At 63.6% G+C, this 15,749-nt stretch carries 14 protein-coding genes; 2 read left to right on the forward strand and 12 right to left on the reverse strand.

The features are described from left to right. Nucleotides 1–13 precede the first annotated feature (13 nt). Nucleotides 14–1,582, reverse strand: a complete 1,569-nt coding sequence (locus tag DES43_RS08515) for a trimethylamine methyltransferase family protein (RefSeq protein WP_051520518.1) — start codon at nucleotides 1,580–1,582, stop codon at nucleotides 14–16. 207 nt (nucleotides 1,583–1,789) lie between these two features. Here DES43_RS08515 and mutL point away from each other — a divergent pair, with 207 nt between their 5' ends. After that, the gene (mutL, locus tag DES43_RS08520) at nucleotides 1,790–3,643 is read left to right on the forward strand and encodes a DNA mismatch repair endonuclease MutL (RefSeq protein WP_035026199.1); all 1,854 of its coding nucleotides are present in this window, start codon (nucleotides 1,790–1,792) and stop codon (nucleotides 3,641–3,643) included. 62 nt (nucleotides 3,644–3,705) lie between these two features. Beyond that, entirely contained in the window at nucleotides 3,706–3,942 is a 237-nt protein-coding gene (locus DES43_RS08525; RefSeq protein WP_035026196.1) for a DUF2093 domain-containing protein, read from the forward strand. Between the two features lie 5 nt (nucleotides 3,943–3,947). On the opposite strand, the gene lpxK is transcribed toward DES43_RS08525, so the two are convergent. From lpxK to DES43_RS08580, 11 genes are all read right to left on the reverse strand, one after another. After that, nucleotides 3,948–4,976: a tetraacyldisaccharide 4'-kinase gene (gene lpxK / locus DES43_RS08530; protein WP_035026194.1), complete on the reverse strand. Its 1,029-nt coding sequence runs from the start codon at nucleotides 4,974–4,976 to the stop codon at nucleotides 3,948–3,950. A 1-nt stretch (nucleotide 4,977) separates the two neighbouring features. Then, nucleotides 4,978–6,294 carry a lipid IV(A) 3-deoxy-D-manno-octulosonic acid transferase gene (waaA, locus tag DES43_RS08535; RefSeq protein WP_035026190.1) on the reverse strand — a complete coding sequence of 439 codons (1,317 nt, stop codon included), beginning with the start codon at nucleotides 6,292–6,294 and terminating at the stop codon, nucleotides 4,978–4,980. Continuing rightward, entirely contained in the window at nucleotides 6,291–7,079 is a 789-nt protein-coding gene (locus DES43_RS08540) for a lysophospholipid acyltransferase family protein (protein ID WP_035026187.1), read from the reverse strand. Before DES43_RS08540 ends, waaA begins: the two co-directional genes overlap by 4 nt. Nucleotides 7,080–7,081: 2 nt before the next feature. Continuing rightward, on the reverse strand, nucleotides 7,082–7,324 hold the full coding sequence (locus DES43_RS08545) for a DUF4170 domain-containing protein (RefSeq protein ID WP_035026184.1): 243 nt from the start codon (nucleotides 7,322–7,324) through the stop codon (nucleotides 7,082–7,084). A 73-nt stretch (nucleotides 7,325–7,397) separates the two neighbouring features. Next, nucleotides 7,398–8,225 (reverse strand): 3'(2'),5'-bisphosphate nucleotidase CysQ, encoded by an 828-nt coding sequence (locus DES43_RS08550; RefSeq protein WP_035026181.1) that lies wholly within the window; start codon nucleotides 8,223–8,225, stop codon nucleotides 7,398–7,400. Then, nucleotides 8,212–9,555 carry a TldD/PmbA family protein gene (locus DES43_RS08555; protein WP_035026241.1) on the reverse strand — a complete coding sequence of 448 codons (1,344 nt, stop codon included), beginning with the start codon at nucleotides 9,553–9,555 and terminating at the stop codon, nucleotides 8,212–8,214. The genes DES43_RS08550 and DES43_RS08555 overlap by 14 nt, the downstream gene beginning before the upstream one ends. Before the next feature lie 109 nt (nucleotides 9,556–9,664). Further along, the gene (locus DES43_RS08560; protein WP_035026178.1) at nucleotides 9,665–10,510 is read right to left on the reverse strand and encodes a patatin-like phospholipase family protein; all 846 of its coding nucleotides are present in this window, start codon (nucleotides 10,508–10,510) and stop codon (nucleotides 9,665–9,667) included. Next, on the reverse strand, nucleotides 10,507–11,853 hold the full coding sequence (locus DES43_RS08565; RefSeq protein WP_084496470.1) for a M16 family metallopeptidase: 1,347 nt from the start codon (nucleotides 11,851–11,853) through the stop codon (nucleotides 10,507–10,509). Before DES43_RS08565 ends, DES43_RS08560 begins: the two co-directional genes overlap by 4 nt. Before the next feature lie 3 nt (nucleotides 11,854–11,856). Beyond that, nucleotides 11,857–13,227, reverse strand: a complete 1,371-nt coding sequence (locus DES43_RS08570; RefSeq protein WP_035026176.1) for a M16 family metallopeptidase — start codon at nucleotides 13,225–13,227, stop codon at nucleotides 11,857–11,859. A 68-nt stretch (nucleotides 13,228–13,295) separates the two neighbouring features. Continuing rightward, nucleotides 13,296–13,847, reverse strand: coding sequence for a 16S rRNA (guanine(966)-N(2))-methyltransferase RsmD (rsmD, locus tag DES43_RS08575; RefSeq protein ID WP_035026174.1), 552 nt, complete (start codon nucleotides 13,845–13,847; stop codon nucleotides 13,296–13,298). A gap of 1 nt (nucleotide 13,848) precedes the next feature. Next, on the reverse strand, nucleotides 13,849–15,693 hold the full coding sequence (locus tag DES43_RS08580; RefSeq protein WP_035026171.1) for a pseudouridine synthase: 1,845 nt from the start codon (nucleotides 15,691–15,693) through the stop codon (nucleotides 13,849–13,851). Nucleotides 15,694–15,749: the final 56 nt, after the last annotated feature.

The following is a 15,749-nucleotide window of genomic DNA, read 5'->3' on the forward strand; positions in this document are numbered from 1 at the left end:
ACGAAGCTGCCCGTCAATACCACGCATCCTCCATCGCGTCCCCGGTGCGCGCCATGAAATCGATAAGCGCTTCATCGATCGCTTCGTCCAGCGGCGGTGCTTCATATTCTGCCAGCATCTTCTTCCACCGTCTGTTCGCGCGTGTGGCCGCATCCGCCGAGCCCGCCGCCTCCCATTTCTCGAAGGGTTCGTTGTCAGCAACTTCAGAATCCCAGAAAGCTGTCTCGTAATTGGCCAGCGTGTGGGCAGACCCAAAGAAGTGATTGCCGGGGCCAACCTCGCGAAAGGCGTCGAGCGCAAGCTGGTTGTCGTCGACCTTCACGCCATCCAGATAGGTGTGGAGCGCGCCGCAGAAATCGGCGTCCATGACGAATTTCTCGTAGGACATGGACAGCAGGCCATCGAGGAACCCGGCTGAATGCAGGATGAAGTTTGCCCCGCAATGGACCGCGGCCAGCATCGACATCGTACCCTCGTTCATCGCATGCGCATCAGGCAGCTTCGACGTGGTGAAATTGCCGGAACAGCGCAACGGCAGCCGGAGACGCCGGGCAAGCTGGCCGACGACCATGGAGCCGACAGCCGGTTCCGGTGTGCCGAACGTGGGGGAACCCGAGCGAAGCGACATCGATGACAGGAAATTGCCGAAGATGACGGGTGCCCCCGGCCGCTCGAGCTGCGTAAGCGCACAGCCTGCCATGGTCTCGGCCAGCGATTGCGCGATGGCTCCCGCATTCGTCACCGGCCCCATTGCTCCGCCAAGGATGAAAGGCACGACGACGGCGGCCTGATTGGCCCGGGCGTAGGCGCGCAGCGCAAGCGTCATCGTGCCATCCCACACGAGCGGCGAGTTGACGTTGACATTGCCGAGGATGACGCAGTTCCGATCCACGAAATCGCGACCGAAGACGATCCGCGCCATTTCGATGGAATCTTCGGCCCGGCTCTCTGCCGTCACCGAGCCCATGAAGGCCCGGTCCGAATATTTTATATGGCTGTAGACCATGTCGAGATGGCGCTTGTTGACGGGAACATCCACCGGTTCGCAGATTGTGCCGCCCGAATGATGCAGCCACGGCGACGACTGGGCGAGCTTGATGAAATTGCGGAAATCCTCGATCGTGCCGTAGCGGCGGCCCCGGTCGAGATCCATGACGAAGGGCGAGCCATAGGCTGGCGAGAACACGACATTGTTGCCGCCGACGCGCACTGAACGTGCCGGATTGCGCGCATGCTGGGTGAACTCGGCCGGCGCGGTCGCGAGCAACTCGCGCAGCATGCCGGGCTCGAACTTCACCAGAACGCCGTCGATTTCCGCTCCGGCCCTGCGCCATAGCTCCAGGGCCACCGGATCGTCGCGGAATTCGATGCCGATTTCCGCAAGAATACGATCCGCCGTCTCCTCGATGCGGACGAGGTTTTCCTCCGCCATGATGTCGTAAGGAGGGATGCCGCGCACGATAAAGGGACGGCCCATTCCCTGCGCCCCATGCGCGCGCTGCTCGCGCCTTGCATTGCGCCCGCCTCTTTCGCGGCGAGAAGGTTGCGCAATTTTGTCGATAGCGGTTTCGGCGGTAACCATATCCTCCCCTCCAGACCTGGTACGCATTCCATCCTCGTCATGCTAGCGCCGTGCAGGAAAGCTGTAACGCCTGAAAATCATGACGCTTCGCATGAGTTTCTATTATGTGAAAGGCATCGGCGCGCTCGTCCTCCCACTCCTGTTTGACCGGGGGATAGCTGTTCGCATCGCTTTCGCTGACAGGCAGAATCCGGCTAATGTGAAGCCATGCCGATCCGCCAGCTTTCAGAAACGATGATCAACCAGATCGCCGCCGGCGAGGTGATTGAACGCCCCGCATCGGTGGTGAAGGAACTCGTGGAGAACGCGCTCGATGCGGGTGCCGGACGCATCGAGATCGTCACCGGCGGCGGCGGGCTCAACCTCATTCGCGTGACGGACGACGGGTCCGGCATGAGCGAGCGGGAACTGCCGCTGGCGATAGGCCGCCACTGCACGTCCAAGCTCGCCGACGACATCCATGACATTCGCTCGCTGGGTTTCCGCGGCGAGGCCCTGCCCTCGATCGGATCCGTCGCGCGCCTGTCGATCCGCTCGCGCGCGCGGGACAGCGAAAGCGGGGCCGAGATCGGCGTCGAGGGCGGCCGCATCACTCCCGTGCGCCCGGCGCCCGCCAATCGCGGCACCACGGTCGAGGTACGCGACCTGTTCTTCGCCACGCCGGCGCGGCTGAAATTCATGAAGACGGAGCGCGCTGAAAGCACGGCGACCAGCGACATCGTCCGGCGCATCGCCATAGCCTTCCCCACCGTGCGCTTCACACTGGCAGGTGCCGACCGCTCCACGCTCGATCTGCCGGCGACCGGCGACACGCATGAAGGCCGGCTGGAGCGCATCGCGCAGGTCATGGGGAGGGAGTTTGCCGACAACGCGATTCCTGTCGATGCCATGCGCGAGGGTGTTCGGCTGGAAGGATATGTATCGATCCCGTCCTACACACGCGCCAATGCGCTCCAGCAATATGCCTATGTCAACGGCCGGCCCATTCGCGACAAGCTGTTCGCCGGCGCGATACGGGGCGCCTATGCGGACGTGCTCCCGCGGGACCGTCATGCCGTGACCGTGCTGTTCCTGACGCTCGATCCGTCAACGGTGGACGTCAATGTGCATCCGGCGAAAGCCGATGTGCGGTTCCGCGATCCCGGACTGGTGCGCGGCCTCATTGTGGGCGCGATACGTCAGGCGTTGGCGGATGCAGGCATCCGCGCGGCAACAACCGGCGCATCCGGGATGATGGCGGCCTTCCGTCCGGGGAGCGGGTCCGGGAACGGCTCCAGTTCCCATTTTACGGCAACGCCTGCGTCGCCCCGGCCCATGACGGGCTTCGATCTGGAAAGTTCTCCATACAGACCTCTCGACATGAGGTCATCCGGTGCCGGCGGCGGCTTCACCGAAACCGGACAGACTTCGTTTGCGCCGGCCGAAGCGACCAGCGCCGACATGCGCGCCAGCCAGGCGGAAGCGGATGGCGCATTGCAAAGCCTGACGCTCGGAGCCGCGCGCGCTCAGGTTCACGAAAATTACATCGTGGCCCAGACGCAGGATTCGCTCATCATCGTCGATCAGCATGCCGCGCATGAACGGCTGGTCTATGAAGAACTGAAGACCGCGCTGCATTCGCGTGCCGTGCCTTCCCAGATGCTGCTCCTGCCGGAAATCGTCGACTTGCCGCAGGACGATGCGGAGCGCCTCGCCATACATGCCGAAACGCTGGCCCGTTTCGGGTTGCGGCTGGAGCGGTTCGGTCCGGGCGCGGTGGCCGTGCGCGAGACGCCGTCCATGCTCGGAGAAGTCGACGTTCAGCAGCTTGTGCGCGATCTTGCCGACGAGATCGCCGACCATGACACCACGGAAACGCTGACCGGGCGGCTTCACCACATTGCCGCGACCATGGCCTGCCATGGCTCGGTGCGCTCGGGTCGCCGGCTCAAGCCGGAAGAAATGAATGCCCTTCTGCGGCAGATGGAAGCGACGCCGGGGTCCGGCACATGCAATCATGGCCGCCCGACCTATATCGAGCTTCGGTTGGCCGACATTGAGCGCCTGTTCGGCAGGCGCTGACCCTACCTTGACCTTGCCGCTTTTTGCGGCGATGACATATCGATTGAACCTGGTACGCTTCCATGATGAACCGCTTTGATGGTCCCGGCAGCCGTGAGGCCCGCATCCGCTATCTCGATGGCGACTTTCAGGTCACCAGCCCCGGCTCCTATGTTCGCTGCTCCGTGACTGGTGAGCACATCACGCTGGACGAACTGAGATACTGGAGCGTCGAGCGGCAGGAGCCTTACGCAAGCGCCAGGATTTCCTTCGAGCGGGAACTGGAAATGAAGCCGCAACTGCGCGAGCGCGAGAAGTAACCTGCCTAGCCTTTGAGGCGGCGCAGTTTCCAGCTTTCCACTGTTTCCCTGACGATTCTGGCCGGGGCAAGTTCCTGATCGAACACGGTTTCGATCTCCAGCACGTTCAGCCGGTCCAGAAATTCCGGGCTCGCTGCACCATGGCGCAGCCGCACCGCATCCTTTGCCGTCGTGACCAGCTCCAGATCTTCCGCTTTTGCGGTCGCCAGAAGCTCTTCCAGTTCGTCGGTGCCGTAGAAATGATGATCGGGAAACGGGCGCGCCTGCACTACTGCGGCGCCTGCATTCGATACCGTATCGAAGAACTTGTCGGGGTGGCCTATACCGGCGAACGCAAGAAAACGCCGCCCGGCAAAGCGCCCGGCCTCGCGCGGGCGTGCCCTTGCGTCGAACACGGGTTTTCCCGCGCGTGCGGCTTGCCGCACGATCGTATCTGCCGCGCTCCCCTCTCCCATTCGCAACAGCGCATTACTGTACACAAGCTGATCGACGACCCTTGCGCGCAGCGGCCCGCCCGGAATGACGCGGCCGTTGCCCAGCCCGTAGCGCGCATCCACCACCATCAGCGCATAATCGATATATATGCGCGCGCTCTGGAAACCGTCATCCATGATGAGGAAATCGCAGCCATGCCGCTCAAGCAGCAGAAGCGCGCCCGCAGCGCGGTTTGCCGACACCGCAACCGGCGCATGTTCGGCAAGAAGCAGCGGCTCGTCGCCGACATGCCTTGCGGCGTCGTGGTGAACATCGACGATGTGCGGACTGGAAAAGCCGCCGCCATGCCCACGGGAGAGAATGCCGGGTGAAAAGCCCATCTGGCGAGCCTGTCCGGCCAGTGCGATCGCAACGGGCGTCTTTCCTGTGCCGCCCACGGTGAAATTGCCTACGCACAGCACCGGCGCGGGGATTTTTTCACGCGGAGCCCTGTGCAGCCGCCGAGCCGCAACGGATGCATAGATCGCCGAAAAAGGCGAAAGGGCAAAAGCGCGCCAATCCGGCTTTTCCCACCAGAAGGGCGGCGCTTCACTGGCCATTTCAGCCCTTGCTTGCCCGGCGCAGGCCAGCCTGCACGACCAGAGGATGGATGAAGGGTTCGAGCGCCTTCATCGTCGCTGCAAGGGCGCCGCGCATATCGTTCACGGTTGCAGATGCCGCTGCGATCATGTTGCGCCGCGCTTCCTCGTTCAGAAGCAGGTAGTTGACCGCACCGGCCAGCATGTTGCGGTCGCGCACCAGCTTCACGCCACCGCGCTCCAGAAGGTTCTTGTAGGAATCGCGAAAGTTCTGGACGTTCTTTCCGGAGAGGATCGCTGTATCCAGCATCGCCGGTTCGAGTGGATTCTGTCCACCGGCTCCCGTCAGCGACCGGCCGACGAAGGCAATTTCGGTGAGGCGCAGATAGAGTCCCATCTCGCCGATCGTATCGCCCAGAAGGATGTCGGTATCGGCGGCGACGGGCTCGCCCGAACTGCGGCGAACCAGCCTGAGACCCATGGAACGGATTTGCTCCGCCAGTTCATCGGCACGCGGCGGATGGCGCGGCACCACGATGGTGAGGAGGCCGGGGTGACGTTTGCGCAAGGCGGCATGAATTTCAGCAGCGATCTTCTCCTCGCCTTCGTGCGTGGAGACGGCGGCCCATGTAGGCCGCTTGCCGATCTGGCGCCTGACCGCCTGCAACGTCTTCTCGTCAACCGGGGGTGGAAGCGTATCCACCTTCAGGTTGCCCGAGACGGTTACAGGGCGCGCGCCCAAAGCGCGGAAGCGCTCGCCATCGATCTCGGATTGCGCCACGACATGTGCGAGATTCTCGAACAACGCCTCGGCAAGGCTCGTCCGCTTCTTCCATGAAGCGAAAGAGCGGTCCGACATGCGCCCGTTGACCAGAACCTGCGGCACATTGCGGGCTCCGAGCTCCAGAATGGTCATCGGCCAGATTTCGGACTCCGCGATAATGGCCAGATCCGGGCTCCAGTGGTCCAGAAAACGGCTCACGGCCGGCTTCAGGTCGAGCGGCACATACTGGTGGATGACGCTGTCGCCGAGCCTTTCGCGCACGACCCTGGCCGAGGTGACGGTGCCTGTGGTCAGAACGATGTTGACCCCATAGCCGAGTATGGTCTGAACGAGAGGCACGACGGCGATTGTTTCTCCGACGCTGGCGGCATGGACCCAGATCAGGGGCCCTTCGGGGCGCTCATGGCCGGCAAAACCGTAGCGCTCGCGCGTGCGCCCCTTGTCTTCCTTGCCCTTGGAAGCGCGCCACGCGACATAGGGGCCCATCAGCGGATAGGCTGCCGCGCCGGCATAACGGTAAAGAGTCAGCAAGGTTCGGGCGGCCCGCTCGCTCATGCCGTCGCGTCCACGAGGCTGTAGGCCCTGGCCGTCGCCGCGTTCAGGGAGGCCGTCACCTCCTGCCGCTTCAATTCCATTTCGGCATCATCGGCATCCTTTGGCACGAAAACCGGCGTGCCCACGACAATCGAGGAACGGCCGAATGGAAGGTTGATGGTTGTCTTGTCCCAGCTCCGTTCGAGCACCTTGCGGCGGCTGGTGGCGATGGCGGCGGGCAGGATCGGACGACCCGAAAGCCGGGCAAGCAGGACGATGCCGAGTCCGGCATCGCGTGGCGTACCATGCGGAATATCTGCAATCATGGCGACGTTCTTGCCCGCAACCAGCGACTTTTTGAGGGCAATCAACGCCTTGGCGCCGCCTTTATCGAGATGGCGGGCACTTTCGCGGCCGCCGGACCCACGAACCGCTTCGATCCCGAACTTCTCGACGACCAGCGCATTGAGTTCCGCGTCGGCACTGCGCGAAACCATGGCGACCAGCGGCCGGCCCTTTGGATAGAACACCGGCGCCATCAGGTGCTGGCCATGCCACAGGGCGATGATGCCGGGCTCAAGATGCCCATACTCGCCACCGGCAATTGCCGTGGATTCGCGGGTCAGCGGGTTCGTCAGCCGGATGAAGCGCAACGCCTGCGCCAGCAGCGTGGCAACCGCGGATTTCGCAAAACGCGACTGCGCCAACGGCTGGCGAATGCGGCGCCACAGTCGTTTGGACGCCGTCTGGCGCTTGTCACCGGAGGCAGCCTGTGCAGCCCGCACCGGTGCGGTTTCCTGCTTCATGCTCAAGCGTCGGCCTTGTTCTGCGGATCGAGCAGCCTGTGCAAATGCGCAACGAAATAGCGCATATGGGCATTGTCGACGCTTGCCTGCGCCTTCGCCTTCCACGCCGCATGGGCACTCTGATAGTTCGGATAGATGCCCACTATATCCAGCGCATTGAGGTCCCGGAACTCATTGCTGCCAAGCTCCTTGAGTTCGCCGCCGAACACCAGATGCAGAAGCTGCTTGTCGTCACCGCTGCTCATATCCGTCCTCTAGCTGAAAATCACCGCGCTTGGTCTAATCCAAACCGGCAGATTTTGAAACCTGTACCAACACCTAAACCGGCATTTGGGCCTGTACATCTTCGGGACCGGCGATCACATGGAAAAGCTTCCGCAGAAGCTCGCCGCTGCCGGCCACCAGTTCCCCATGCCGGATCCGTTCCATCGCGAAGCGCGGCGTATCCCCGCCGGAATCGAGCAGAGTGCCGCCGGCTTCCTCAAGGATAAGCGCCGCGGCGGCAAGGTCCCAGTCGTGCGAATCCGATTTGACGAAACTGGCATCGATGCGCCCGTCCGCGATCATGGCCAGCCGGTAGGCCAGCGAGGGCACATAGTCCACGCGCCTGCTCTGCGCGATCAGGCCGGGGTCGAGCCTGTCGATCAGCGACTTCGGTCCGGCTATCGACGGATGCGACTCTGTCGTTGCGACATCCAGTCGTCTTCCATCCAGAAAAGCTCCGCCGCCACGGGTGGCCCAGAAAACCTCGTTCCTGGCGGGGCAATCGAGCACGCCGGCCAGCGACCTGCCCTGCTCCACCACCGCCACGCTGACGCACCAGGTCGGGTTGCCGGCGATGAATGCGCGCGTTCCGTCAATGGGATCGACCACAAAGGTACGCGGCGCCTTCAGCCTGCCCGGATCGTCGACGGTTTCCTCCGACAGCCAGCCATAGCGGGGGCGGGCCTCCAGCAGCGTTTCGCGCAGGAACCGGTCGGCCGCGTAGTCGGCTTCGCTGACCGGCGATGTTCCCTCCTTGATCCAGACCTGAGGGTCCTTGCCGAAATAACCCATGGCTATGCGCCCGGCCTCGCGCGCGGCGTCGCGCAGAAGGGCCAGATCTTCTTCCGGCGAAGGCAGACTTCGTGCGTCAACTTCCGGCAAGTGTCATTCCTTCGATGAGCAGGGTCGGCGCAGCAGTCCCGAAGTCGCGATCCAGATCGTTGGCCGGGATCATGTTGCGGAACATGTCCTTCAGGTTGGACGCGATGGTCACTTCGGCCACCGGATAGGCAAGCTCGCCGTTCTCGATCCAGAATCCGGAAGCGCCGCGACTGTATTCGCCGGTGACCATATTGACGCCCTGGCCAAAGACCTCGGTGACATAGAAGCCGGACTTCAATCCGCTTATCAGCTCCTGCGGTGTCGCGGTTCCCGCCTCGATCGCAAAATTCGTGGAGGACGGGGAAACGGAGGAACCGTGGCGCGAGCCGCGTCCATTGGTGACGAGTCCAAGCTCCAGCGCCGCCGACGTCGAAAGCAGCCAGTGGTTCAGCACGCCCTGATCGACCATCACGAGTTTTTCACCGCCGACCCCCTCGCCGTCGAACGGCCGCGAAGCCTGCCCGCGCCGGCGCAGCGGATCGTCGGTCACGGTAATTGCGGCATTGGCGACCTGGAGGCCCATCATATCGCGCAGGAAGCTGGTCTTTCGGGCAACGGCCGCGCCATTGATCGCGCCGGCCAGGTGGCCGGCAATGCCACGCGCCACGCGCGGATCGCAGATAATATCGACAGGCCCTGTCGCGGCCTTGCGCGCACCCAGGCGCTTCACCGCTCTCTCGCCTGCCTTGCGGCCGATCTCTTCAGGTGAATCGAGATCGGAAAAATGCTGGCGTGAGGAGTATTCGTAATCGCGCTCCATGCCGGTGCCCTCCCCGGCGATCACGCTGGTCGAGCGGGAAAAGCGGGTTGCCGCATAGTGGCCGACGAAGCCGGCCGACGTGGCGAGCACAAGCCCGCCCATTCCGGAACTTGCGCCACTTCCGCCCGAATTGGTGACGCCCTTCACCGCAAGGGCAGCAGCCTCCGCTGCAAGCGCATCCTCTTTCAGCCTGTCGGCCGGCACTTCGGTTGTGTCGAACAGATCGAGGTCCACCGGTTCGCGCACAACAAGCGATGTGTCGGCGAGGCTCTGATAAGGATCTTCCGGCGATACCCTTGCCATGGCGACCGCGCGTTCCGCGAGAGTTGCGGGGTCTGATGCCGCCGTCGCGGAAACGCTGGCAACGCGCTTGCCGACAAACACCCGCAGGGAGACATCCTCGCTTTCCGAAGATTCGGTGCCTTCAACCTTTCCCATACGTACGGTTACCCCGGTGGAGCGGCTGAGTATTGCCACCGCATCGGCAGCGTCGGCTCCGGCTTTCTTCGCCGCCTCGACCAGCGCCGAAACGCGGTCCGTGAGCTTCGCGGCATCGATCTTGTCAGTCATGTCGAATTCCTGTGAGGGCCGCAGGAAATGCAAACCCTGTGCCTCCATCTATTGTCGACGCCCCGCTTTCGCAATGGCGAAGGGCCTGTCGACGGGTATTAAGCCGCAATCAATGGCGTTGCGGCTCGTATCTGGCGTTCAGGGTTTCATCTATCTTGCGCTTAAGCTCATCCTTGACGGCAGCGGTTTCCTTCAACACCGCATCGATCTTGAGGAAATCAAGCACCCGGAATTTCGAGACCGGCGGCCTCACCAGAATATCCGGGCGTGTCTGGGTGAGCTTGTTGTCGATGATCGATTGCATCAGCAACTGGGTCGCGCCGAACATGAGATCGATGGTGGACGGGTTGCGGGTTCCGTTCGCGACCGGCCCGCCAATCACGTCGACAGCAACAACGATGTCGGCTTCATGGTCGATCAGGTCGAACGGAACGGGATTGTAGATGCCGCCGTCGATCAGCATTCTGCCGTCACGCACCACCGGCCTGAATACGGCCGGGAGCGCGGCAGACGCGGCAATGGCAGAGAACAGGTCGCCTTTCTCCAGAACCGCCTGACTGTGGCCGTAATAGTCCGTGGCCGTCACCTTGAGGGGAATCTGCAACGCCTCGAACGTATCGGGAATGGTTTCAGGCAGGAACGCCCTGAGGATGCGCTCGACGTTGAACTGGCTGACGTGAAGGCCGCCCTTCATCAGGTCCGCGAGGCTGTCGGGGCGCGCCTGCCAGATGCGGCTTGCAACTTCGGAGCGGTGCGAGAGAATCGAACGCGCATAGTGGCGGATGTCGCGACCGCTCATTCCTGACGCCATCGCCGCCCCGACGATCGCGCCTATGGATGATCCGGCGATGGCCACCGGCCTGATACCCAGCTCGTCCAAAGCCTCGACGACATGGATATGGGCCAGCCCTCGTGCTCCGCCACCTCCAAAAGCGATGCCGAAGCTCGGGCTCATTGCGCGTCCGCCTTCTTCACGTCGGGACCCACGAGCAGAACAGCCGGCTCCGCGGTCAGCAAACGCCTGGCAACTCTTGTCACATCGTCGACCGTTACCGCTCCCAGCAGCGCGGGCCGGCGCGAGATGTAATCCCTGCCCAAACCGGCCAGTTGCAGTTCGACCATCGTGCTGGCCACAGCGCCCGATGAATTCAGATTATTGATCGCATACGCGCCGATCAGATATTTTTTTGCGGCTTCGAGTTCCGCCGCAGTCGGGCCATCATCGGCCATCTGCCTGACGACATCGCGGATAATGCGGATCGTCTCGGAGGCCCGGTCGGAGCGGGTTGCGGTGCTTATCCCGAGCGATGAGGAATAGCGGCGGTTGGAAAGGATCGAATCGACAGAATAAGCCAGGCCGCGCTTTTCCCTGACCTCCGCGAATAGCCGTGAGGTGAAGGTTCCCCCGCCCAGTATCTCGTTCATCAGCATCGCCGCATAGAAATCCGGATCGGAGCGCTCGATACCGGGAAACGCCATCTGGATCGAGGTTTGCGGAAGGTCGTAAGCCACTGCGATCTCCTGCCCGAGCCTGGGATCGACCCGTTGGACGGGTTTCAGGTCCTGCTGTTCCGGCAGGTCGCCGAACAGGCGGTCGAGATCGGCTTTCAAAGTTTCCGCATCGACCGCCCCGATCACGGCGACATGCAGGCCGCTGCGGCCGAACTGCGATTTCCGGAAAGCGCGCAGATCGTCGGGTGCAATCGCGGCCAGGCTTTGCCTCGTGCCTTCGTCCGGCCGTGCATAAGGATGTTCGCCATAGATCGCGCGCATCCATTGCTTCCTCGCCTGCGCGTTGGGGTCGCGTTCGGCGGCATCTATGCCGGTTACGATCTGGCTGCGAATGCGGTCTATCGGCTGCTGGTCGAAGCGCGGCTGTCCTATCGCAAGGCGAAGCAGGTCGAACGCGACCTGCCTGTCTTCGGCCAGCACGCGCATGCCGCCATAGATCGCGTCGCGCGAGCTCGAGAAGCGCATTTCCGCGCCGACATCGTCCAGCTTTTCCTGAAAAGCATCGCTCTCCAGATCGCCCGCACCCTCGTCGAACAGCCCGCTCATCAGGTTGGCTAGCCCTTCCTTGCCGGCGGGATCCTGCGAACTGCCGCCTTCGAAGGCGAAACGCAGCGTGACGATGGGAACCGTATAATCCTCGACCAGCCAGGCGGTTATGCCCTTTTCGGAATGCACTTCCTGAATATTTACGCCGGATCGGGCAGGCAGCGCGAAAACCAGCAGGCAGGCCAGCGCCGCGACAAGCTGGATGGCGGCATCGTGCAGCGGGGTGGAAAACTTCTGCATGGTTCAATTCCCGCCCTTTGCCTGCGGAAGAAGATAGCCGGTTGTCGAGCGCGACGGCACCAGATAGCGGGCTGCTGCCGTCTTGATCTGCTCCGGAGTGACCTTTTCGATGCGGCCCGGCCATTCCTCGATGTCCCGGACCGATCCGCCGGTCGCCAGCGTGCTGCCGAATATATTGGCCATCGCCGTTTGCCGGTCACGCGCGAAGATCGTGGCGCGCACGAACCGCTTCTTGGCGCTTTCAAGCTCGTCGGCCGTCACGCCCTCGTCGGCGATCCGGGCGATCTCCCGTGTGACCGCTGTCTCCACTTGCTCAAGAGCAGCCTGCCCGACCGGCGCGCCATAGACGGCGAAACTCGTATCGTCCAGCATTGTGCCGCTGTAGGAAGCGCCGGTGCTGACCGCGATCCGCTGCTTGACGACCAGTTCCTGATAGAGCCGGCTGCGCACCCCGCCGCCGAGTATCTCGGCCAGCAGGTCGAGCGCCTCGGCCTCGCCCGGCTCGGCCGTGCTGTAGGACGGGACGACCCATTGCGCGGAAAAGCTCGGCACGCTCACCCGCTGGTCGCTCAGCGTCACGGTGCGCTTCGTGTTCTGCTCGGGCTCGACCGGGCGCTCGCGCGGCGGCAGGTCCGGGCCGCGCGCGACCTTGCCATAGGTCCGTTCGGCCATGGCTTTCACGGCCTCTTCCTCGACATCTCCGGCGACCACCAGAACGGCGTTGTTCGGCGTGTAGTAGCGGTCGTAGAATGCCTGTGCGTCGGCACGGTTCAGTTGCTTCATTTCCTGCATCCAGCCGATCACCGGAATGCGATAGGGCTGGTTTTGCCACAGCGTGGCGCTGACCTCCTCGTCCAGAAGCGCGCTGGGATCGTTGTCGATGCGCGAGCGGCGCTCTTCGAGGACCACATCACGCTCGGTGGCGATCACCTCGTCGCTGAGCACCAGATTGCGCATCCGGTCCGCTTCGAACGCCATCATCTGTTCCAGTGCATCGGCGGGCACCGTCTCGAAATAGGCGGTGTAGTCGTAGGAGGTGAAAGCGTTGTTGTTGCCGCCGATCTCGGCAACCGCACGGTCGAACTCGCCGGCGGCATGGTTTGTGGTGCCCTTGAACATCAGATGCTCGAAGAAATGGGCAATCCCGGACTTTCCGGGCGGCTCGTCGGCGCTGCCAACCTTGTACCACACCATATGTGTGGCGATCGGCGCCCTGTGGTCCGGTATGACGACAACCTCCATGCCGTTGCCCAGCGTGAAGCTGGAGATTTTCGTTTCTCCGGCCACCTGTGTGTCGGCTGCTGCCGGAAGCACGCCGAAGCCGAGCCACACTCCCAAAAACATCGCGCACAGCCGGTTTCCGGTGGGTGTCATTGCAGGCTCCGGTTGATGACGATCCAAATCACAGGGATTGCGGGTGTGGAGGCTGAACGCGGCGGAAGTCAGGCGGCGATGAAGCGGATCACCGTATCGCCATAGCCGCGTTCATCGAGGACGGAGAAGTCCGGACCCGGATCGAAGGGAACGGACGCGATTTCTTCGACGACGCACAAGGCCCCCGGTTCCAGCCACCCGCCCGCGCGGGCGCTTTGCAGCGCGCGCTCGCCCAGGCATTTCCCATAAGGCGGATCGGCAAAGACCAGCCCGAATGGAGACAACGTGCCGATATCGCCGATCGCCGTCGCATCGCGGCGAAAGATTCTGGTGCGGCCGGTGAGCCCGAAAGTTTCGACATTGGAGCGTATCAGCCCTCGCCCTTCCGCCGATTCCTCGATGAAGACGGCGTGCGCCGCGCCACGCGACAAGGCTTCCAGCCCCAGAGCGCCGGTGCCGGCGAACAGGTCCAGCACCCGCGCGCCTTCCAGCCTGTCGGGAAAGCGATGGGCCAGCACGTTGAACACGGCCTCACGCGTGCGGTCCGTGGTCGGCCTGATGGAATCGGAGCGCGGCGTCGCCAGTGGCCTGCCGCGAAACTCGCCACCCACGATCCGCATTCTACGACCTCTTCGGTCCCTTGCCCGTGCCACCCCGGGGGCCTGCGCGACCTGTCGGCTTGCGCGGCGGGCTGGCATCGCGCTTATCGGTGCCGGCTTCGCGCTCGCGCGCAGGGCGCGCGCCCGGCGCCATCCATACATTGGTCTTGCGCTGGCCCGGCGGCTCGAGCGGAGGATGCTCCTTTTTGCGCAGGCCCTCCCTGCCACCTTCGTCCTTGCGTGCCGGCTTGCCGCCGAACCCGGGTTTCGGACGCGTGGAAAGCTTGCCAAGGGCCTCATCCCGGCTGTTCTCGCGCATTTTTCGCCGTTTGATGAGGCCGCCTTCGCCTATATCGAGCCGCGACGATTTCCGTGCAGGTGTCCGTGCTTCAGCGGAATTGTCGTCGGAGCGAGGTTGCTGCCGTACCGGCTTGTTGGAAAACGGCCTGGCGATTTCCGCATCGAAATTGGCGCCCGATTCCTCGATCAGCCGCTCGCCAAGCTGCTCGCGCAGCGTGCGGCCCTTGATTTCGAGCACATGGCCTTCCGGCAGCTCGCCGAGCTGGAACGGGCCATAGGAGATCCGGATGAGGCGCGTGACCTCAAGGCCGAGCGCGCCCAGAATATTGCGCACCTCGCGGTTCTTGCCCTCGCGCAAGCCTATGTTCACCCATGCATTGGTGCCCTGGACACGTTCCAGCGAAGCTTCCGCCCCACCATAGAAAACACCGTCCACCGCAATGCCGTTCTTGAGATCGGCCAGCGCCTGCTCATCCACCTTGCCATGAACGCGTACACGGTAACGCCGAAGCCATCCGGTGGCAGGCAGTTCCAGAACGCGCGCCAGCCCGCCGTCATTGGTAAGCAGAAGCAGGCCCTCGGTGTTGATGTCGAGACGCCCGACCGTCATCAGGCGTGGCAGATCGGCGGGCAGCACGTCGAAAACGGTCTTGCGCCCTTCGGGATCCCGGTTGGTGGTTACGACACCTGCCGGCTTGTGGAACAGGAACAGGCGCGTGCGTTCGATGGGTGGTATCTCGACGCCATCGACGAGGATCACGTCGTTCGGCTGCACGTTGAAGGCAGGCGACTCGAGAACCGCGCCATTGACGCGAACGCGGCCGGCGGCAATCAGTTCCTCTGCATCGCGGCGCGAGGCAATGCCTGCGCGCGCCAGCCTTTTGGCGATGCGCTCGCCATCCTGCTGTTCCGCGACCGCAGGACGCGGACGCGGCTTGAACTGGCCGGCGGGCTTGCCCGAGCCTGCGAAGTCGCGTTTCGGGCGCTCCCCGCGCTCGTCCTTGCGTGGAGCGAACCCACGTTCCGCGCGCGGCGCGAACGGCCTGTCGCCATCCTCCCGCTTCGCGAACGGCTTGCCGCCGGGCTTCGGCCCCTTGCCAAACCTGCTTTCGCCCCGCGGTGAGTCTCCATCCCCGCGCGGGCGTCTGTCCTGCCGGAAATCGCGTTGCGGCCTGTCGCCCGGCTCGGCTTGACGGGCATCTCCGTCCCGTGGGCGGAACTGGCGATCGTCGCCCTCGCGCTTGCGGAACGGTTTGCCCTCGGGCCGGGGCCCCTTGCGGAACGGCCGTTCGGCTCCGGCTTCGGCCTGCTGCGGCCGGTCGGAACGGCTGAAATCGCGCTTGGGCCGGTCATCCCGGTCGAAATCCCGTTTGGGCCGTTCCCTGCCCCCGGATTTTCCGGGTTCATCGCTGCGCCCGGCGGCGTCGAATTTGCGCTTCAGGCGGAATTCCCCGTCCGGCCGCTTGGCGAAGCCCTTGCCCGCAGGCTTGCCGGCGCCCGGCCTGCGCTCGCGGTTGCCCGCGGATTTCGCACCGGGCTTGCGTTTTTTTCTGTCGTCTTCGGTCATGTGGTGTTTGCTCGTTTGGCGCGCTAGATAGCAGGAGAGACCCCGGCTTGCGAGGG

Source organism: Aquamicrobium defluvii, assembly GCF_004363725.1.
Taxonomy (GTDB): domain Bacteria; phylum Pseudomonadota; class Alphaproteobacteria; order Rhizobiales; family Rhizobiaceae; genus Mesorhizobium; species Mesorhizobium defluvii.

Coding starts and splice junctions, on each gene's coding strand:
- waaA (WP_035026190.1), bottom strand. CDS start 6,294: ATGAGCGAGCGGGCCGCCCGAACCTTGCTGACTCTTTACCGTTATGCC.
- lpxK (WP_035026194.1), bottom strand. CDS start 4,976: ATGGCCAGTGAAGCGCCGCCCTTCTGGTGGGAAAAGCCGGATTGGCGC.
- DES43_RS08560 (WP_035026178.1), bottom strand. CDS start 10,510: ATGAGCCCGAGCTTCGGCATCGCTTTTGGAGGTGGCGGAGCACGAGGG.
- DES43_RS08580 (WP_035026171.1), bottom strand. CDS start 15,693: ATGACCGAAGACGACAGAAAAAAACGCAAGCCCGGTGCGAAATCCGCG.
- rsmD (WP_035026174.1), bottom strand. CDS start 13,847: ATGCGGATCGTGGGTGGCGAGTTTCGCGGCAGGCCACTGGCGACGCCG.
- DES43_RS08570 (WP_035026176.1), bottom strand. CDS start 13,227: ATGACACCCACCGGAAACCGGCTGTGCGCGATGTTTTTGGGAGTGTGG.
- DES43_RS08540 (WP_035026187.1), bottom strand. CDS start 7,079: ATGAAGCAGGAAACCGCACCGGTGCGGGCTGCACAGGCTGCCTCCGGT.
- mutL (WP_035026199.1), top strand. CDS start 1,790: ATGCCGATCCGCCAGCTTTCAGAAACGATGATCAACCAGATCGCCGCC.
- DES43_RS08525 (WP_035026196.1), top strand. CDS start 3,706: ATGATGAACCGCTTTGATGGTCCCGGCAGCCGTGAGGCCCGCATCCGC.
- DES43_RS08545 (WP_035026184.1), bottom strand. CDS start 7,324: ATGAGCAGCGGTGACGACAAGCAGCTTCTGCATCTGGTGTTCGGCGGC.
- DES43_RS08555 (WP_035026241.1), bottom strand. CDS start 9,555: ATGACTGACAAGATCGATGCCGCGAAGCTCACGGACCGCGTTTCGGCG.
- DES43_RS08515 (WP_051520518.1), bottom strand. CDS start 1,582: ATGGTTACCGCCGAAACCGCTATCGACAAAATTGCGCAACCTTCTCGC.
- DES43_RS08565 (WP_084496470.1), bottom strand. CDS start 11,853: ATGCAGAAGTTTTCCACCCCGCTGCACGATGCCGCCATCCAGCTTGTC.